This window comes from Ruminiclostridium sufflavum DSM 19573, from assembly GCF_003208175.1.
GTDB lineage: Bacteria > Bacillota > Clostridia > Acetivibrionales > DSM-1351 > Ruminiclostridium > Ruminiclostridium sufflavum.
Genome location: NZ_QKMR01000042.1, coordinates 1 through 5,679, shown reverse-complemented (window position 1 = coordinate 5,679; position 5,679 = coordinate 1). Strand labels below are relative to the sequence as shown.

At 48.6% G+C, this 5,679-nt stretch carries 2 protein-coding genes and 1 pseudogene; 2 read left to right on the top strand and 1 reads right to left on the bottom strand.

The features are described from left to right. Both LY28_RS18700 and LY28_RS19875 read left to right on the top strand, forming a co-directional pair. A partial coding sequence (locus tag LY28_RS18700; protein WP_133250217.1) for a collagen-like protein occupies positions 1–2,899 on the top strand: 2,899 nt, incomplete at its 5' end. 652 nt (positions 2,900–3,551) lie between these two features. Then, positions 3,552–4,975: pseudogene (locus tag LY28_RS19875) on the top strand (ISLre2 family transposase). Positions 4,976–5,356: 381 nt separating this feature from the next. Here the strand turns inward: LY28_RS19875 and LY28_RS18690 are convergent. Next, positions 5,357–5,679: transposase (locus tag LY28_RS18690; RefSeq protein WP_133250216.1), on the bottom strand; the 323-nt coding region annotated here is incomplete at its 5' end.

Genomic DNA, 5,679 nt, shown 5'->3' with positions numbered 1-5,679 from the left:
TGGTGCTACTGGTCCCGCTGGTGCTACCGGCCCTGCTGGTGCTACTGGCCCTACTGGTTCTACTGGTCCCGCTGGTGCTACCGGACCCACTGGTGTAACTGGGCCTGCCGGTGTAACTGGGCCTGTTGGTTCTACTGGTCCTACTGGCCCTGCCGGTGCTACCGGTCCTGCCGGTGCTACTGGCCCTACTGGTTCTACTGGACCCGCTGGTGCTACTGGCCCTGCTGGTGTAACTGGCCCTGCTGGTATAACTGGACCTGTCGGTTCTACTGGTCCTGATGGGGCTACTGGTCCCGCTGGTGCTACTGGCCCCGCTGGTGCTACTGGCCCTGCTGGTATAACCGGACCTGCTGGTGCTACCGGTCCTGCTAGTCCTACTGGCTCTGATGGTGCTACTGGGCCTGCCGGTGCTACTGGTGCCACTGGACCTGTCGGTGCTACTGGCCCTACTGGTGCTACCGGTGCTGATGGTGTAACTGGTCCTACTGGCGTCACTGGTACTGTTGGTGCCACTGGACCTGTCGGTGCTACTGGCCCTGCTGGCATCACTGGGCCTGTTGGTGCTACTGGTCCCGCTGGTGCTACCGGCCCTGCTGGTATAACTGGGCCTGTTGGTGCTACTGGTCCTACTGGCCCTGCCGGCGCTACTGGACCCGCTGGTGTAACTGGCCCTACTGGCTCTACCGGGCCTGATGGTGCTACTGGTCCCGCTGGTGCTACCGGCCCTGCTGGTATAACTGGGCCTGTTGGTGCTACCGGGCCTGCTGGTCCTACTGGCCCTGCCGGCGCTACTGGCCCTGCCGGTCTTACTGGACCCGCTGGTACTACTGGATCTGCTGGTGCTACCGGGCCTGCCGGTGCTACTGGCCCTACTGGTTCTACTGGACCCGCTGGTGCTACTGGCCCTGCTGGTGTAACTGGCCCTGCTGGTGCTACCGGCCCTACTGGTATAACTGGGCCTGTTGGTGCTACTGGTCCTACTGGCCCTGCCGGCGCTACTGGATCCGCTGGCTCTACCGGGCCTGATGGTGCTACTGGTCCCGCTGGTGCTACCGGCCCTGCTGGTATAACTGGGCCTGTTGGTGCTACCGGTCCTGCTGGTCCTACTGGCCCTGCCGGCGCTACTGGTCCTGCCGGCGCTACTGGTCCTGCCGGCGCTACTGGTCCTGTTGGTGCTACCGGACCTGCTGGTGTAACTGGCCCTGCTGGTATAACTGGACCTGTCGGTGCTACCGGCCCTGCTGGTGTAACTGGACCTGTCGGTGCTACCGGCCCTGCTGGTGTAACTGGCCCTGCTGGTATAACTGGACCTGTCGGTGCTACCGGCCCTGCTGGTATAACTGGGCCTGTTGGTGCTACTGGGCCCGCTGGTGCTACTGGCCCTGCTGGCGCTACTGGCCCTGCCGGTCTTACTGGACCCGCTGGTACTACTGGATCTGCTGGTGCTACCGGGCCTGCCGGTGCTACTGGCCCTACTGGTTCTACTGGACCCGCTGGTGTAACTGGCCCTGCTGGTATAACTGGACCTGTCGGTGCTACTGGGCCTGATGGCTCTACTGGCGCTACTGGTCCTGCCGGTGCTACCGGCCCTGCCGGCCCTACTGGCTCTGATGGTGCTACTGGTCCTGCCGGCGCTACTGGTCCTGCCGGCGTCACTGGCCCTACTGGCTCTACTGGTCCCGCTGGTGCTACCGGCCCTGCCGGCCCTACTGGCTCTGATGGTGCTACCGGCCCTGCCGGCCCTACTGGCTCTGATGGTGCTACTGGCTCTACCGGTGCTACTGGCCCTGCTGGTATAACTGGCTCTGTCGGTCCCGCTGGTGCTACTGGTCCTGCCGGCGCTACTGGCCCTACTGGTTCTATCGGTGCTACTGGGCCTGCCGGTGCTACGGGCCCCACTGGTGTAACTGGGTCTGTCGGCGCTACTGGTTCTACTGGTCCCGCTGGTGCTACTGGTCCCGCTGGTGCTACTGGTCCCGCTGGTGCTACTGGTCCCGCTGGTGCTACTGGTCCTGCTGGTGCTACTGGTCCCGCTGGTACTACCGGTGCTGATGGTGCTACTGGCTCTACCGGTGCTACTGGTCCTGCTGGCATCACTGGGCCTGTTGGTTCTACTGGACCCGCTGGTACTACCGGTGCTGATGGTGCTACTGGCCCTGCTGGCGCTACTGGTCCCGCTGGTCCTGCCGGTCCTACTGGACCCGCTGGTACTACCGGCCCTGCTGGTGTAACTGGCCCTGCTGGTATAACTGGCTCTGTCGGTCCTACTGGCGCTGATGGTGTTACTGGCTCTGTCGGTCCTACTGGCGCTGATGGTGTTACTGGCTCTGTCGGTCCTACTGGCGCTGATGGTGTTACTGGCTCTGCCGGTGCTACCGGCCCCACTGGTGCCACTGGACCTGTCGGGGCTACTGGCCCTACTGGTGCTACCGGTGTAGATGGTCCCACCGGTCCCACCGGCGTTGATGCCATTGGCACCTTCGGTAATGCTTACAATCTTGTAAATACCGAGCTTCCAGTTCCTGCCAATACTCCATATTATTATGCTTTGATGTCCACCTCTGAGAACAATAACGTGACCCACCTTCCAATCGGGCTAAGCATTCAAGAAGATGGCGTTTACCTGGTAAGCTACAATGTTGTAATTGCCGAGCAGACATCAGTGGAACAGCTTTATGTTGGAGTCTATGATTTCGCTACCTCCACCGTATTCAGCGCTTTGGAGCTTTCTCTGCAGACATCAACCAGCGACCAAATAAGCGTCTCCGCTTGTGCTCCTATTTCACTGACCAGTGGGCAAACGCTGGCGCTAGGGATCCTTTCTCAGAACGCAATAGATATAGCTATGCCTGCTGCCGGGCAAAATGCCTCTCTCTCAGTTGTAAAAATCAGCGTTTAGCATATAAAAACACCCTTTAGCCGTTGCCAAAGGTATTTACCACAGAATATACCCTCATATAATGAGGGTATATTCTGTCTGCCAAATCCATTCAGATTTAACCATTTTGGGGCAGCATTGCAACAGCCTAAGCGACAGTTAAAAGCTACACAAACTTCCTAAAAATACGATTTGTGTGGCTCTAGTTTGGTGAGAATCCTGGGTTCAAACCAGCGACTTCTACCGTATGAAACTAGCATAGGTTACAGCTCTTAGTTACAACTTCTTTATTATGGCGCCGTTTGATCCACATAGATTAGCTGCACCTAGACCGAGGTTCTCGCCTTTTGCGCAGAACCGAAATAGGTAATACAGTAGACCGGCCATAGCAGTGTATCAACAGCAGATGGAGGACTTTAACTCTGCTATTCAAAATCTAACGACAGAATGGGCAAAGCTTAAAAATGATACAACAGTTGTTTTGTTACGTTCCGTCTTTCTTACTATACAAGTATGTCTTTTGCTATGTTTATATTTGCGACTGTACCTTTCATAGCGTAAAGTTACTGTAGGGTTTTAAAGGAATAAATTTCCATAAAAATTGAAAAAGAAGATAACATCCTGTTATGATATAAGTTTCCACACAAAATAAACAGAATAGGATGTATCTTCTATGTACAACAGTATACAACAATTTTTAGATTTTGGAATAGAAAATATTAGGGAAACGATAGAAAAATTTATTGAACAAGGCGATGATGTGACTAATCTGATTCTGGGGCTTCAAAAAGATATTTTTGAGTTAGGTCGGAATATAGTGTCAGAAGTTTTAGAAGGGATGGATGAACACTTACGGAAATCTGGGCTTAGAAAACAACAATGGGAGATTATTCGAAAAGATAGTTCTAGTATACTAACTTCCTTTGGAATGACCAATTATTCACGTACATACTTTCTTTCAAAGGAAACAGGAGAAAGAAAATATCTTGTAGATGGCATAGTTGGAATAGAGCCACATGAGCGTGTAACTGATGACGTAGTTATTAATGCAATTGATGAAGCCGTAGATAGCACTTATCGTAAGGGTGGAGAGAGAGCATCTTACGTAGATAAAATCAGTAAACAGGCAGTTATGGATAAAATACATAATCTTGAAGTGGTTCAGCCAAGTGCAGCAAATAAGTGCAAAAAAGATAACAAAGTTCTTTTTATTGAGGCTGATGAAGATCATGTGGCACAACAAAGGAAAAAACGGGAAAAACCAAAAAAGCCTAATCAAAAGGATATTCTTATGCCAAAGATGGTATATGTTCATGAAGGAATAGATTACGATAAGAGTACTGCAAAACGGAAAGTATTAAAGAATGCAAGATATTTTGGAGGGATACTTAATAGCGAAGAATTATGGCTCGAAGTATCCAGATATATAGATGAAGTTTACAATATTAACAAGGTTGAAACCATATATTTATCAGGTGATGGAGCTTCATGGATAAAACATGGATTCCGAAGAGCAAATTTGTTTTAGACAATTATCATCTAAATAAATATATAAAGGCTGCAACAGCTCACTTGGATAATGAAGCAATAATACAGGGATTAAGGGATGCCGTAGATGAAGCTGACAAAGATTTGTTAAAAAGAGTGTTCAAAAAAATAACAGAGTTGACCACCTCAGAAACGAAGTACAATACTGTACTTGAAGCAAAGAGATATATTGAAAACAACTGGGTAGGAATAGAAATTAAAGTAGACAATCTTGAGATAATCGGATGTAGTGCCGAAGGCCATATAAGTCATGTTTTCTCTGATAGGTTAAGTAGCAGGCCTATGGGATGGTCTAAGATTGGAGCAGATAAAGTGTCCCAATTACGTATATTTAAAAAGAATGGCGGAAGAGTATATGATCTTGTAATGGCACAGAAGAAAAAAGAAAAGTCAGAAAAGGAGCATAAAATACAGGATGCGATAATCAAGGAGTTGAAAAAGGCAAGTAGCAATAGATATCTGAACTCTTGGAACAGTAATATAACAGTACTGAAAAAAGGCCATAAAACTGCATTGTATAACAGTTTAAGAAATATAAGCAGTTATTAAAAATAAAAATAGGAATGAAAGAATGGCGAAGCGAACTCTTTACAATAAGAGAGACCCATATGATATACTGATAAAAGTGTCAGCTGCTCAGCTATGAATTCACACTAACATGGAAAGCTGCACTTTAGCTGACAAAAGGGACTGTAAATAATTCCGTGTATGGGATGCTATTAACTCAATAATGGTTAAGTATTTCCCAAGCATTAACTCTTAAAAACTTATTGCTATATTTATATTATTGCCAGTATTTTCTTGTTCTATACATTAAAATGATTAAATCTGGCAATAATATTTAATACTGATAACTCCATGCTTTTCCCTGTATTTTGAGGGCCTAGCCCGCCCGGCAATGAGGGCAAGCTGTTCAGAACAGTGCGATATTTAGATGTAGTAATCCAGCCTTCCATCGTACATAATCATTAATTGACTCATAACCTGATCCCAATTCCTGTATCGTTGAGTCCATTTTTTTATGACATTCATAGAAGCCAGATAAAGCATTTTCTCAAGCGAAGTATCCGATGGAAAAACAGCCTTGGCTTTTGTAACTTTTCTAAACTGTCGGTGCAATCCTTCAATTATGTTCGTTGTATAAATTATTTTTCTTATCTGTTCAGGAAATTTATAAAAGGGGCATAGTACTTCCCAGTTATTCTCCCAGCTTTTGAATGCATACGGGTATTCTTTGCCCCACTTATTCTTCA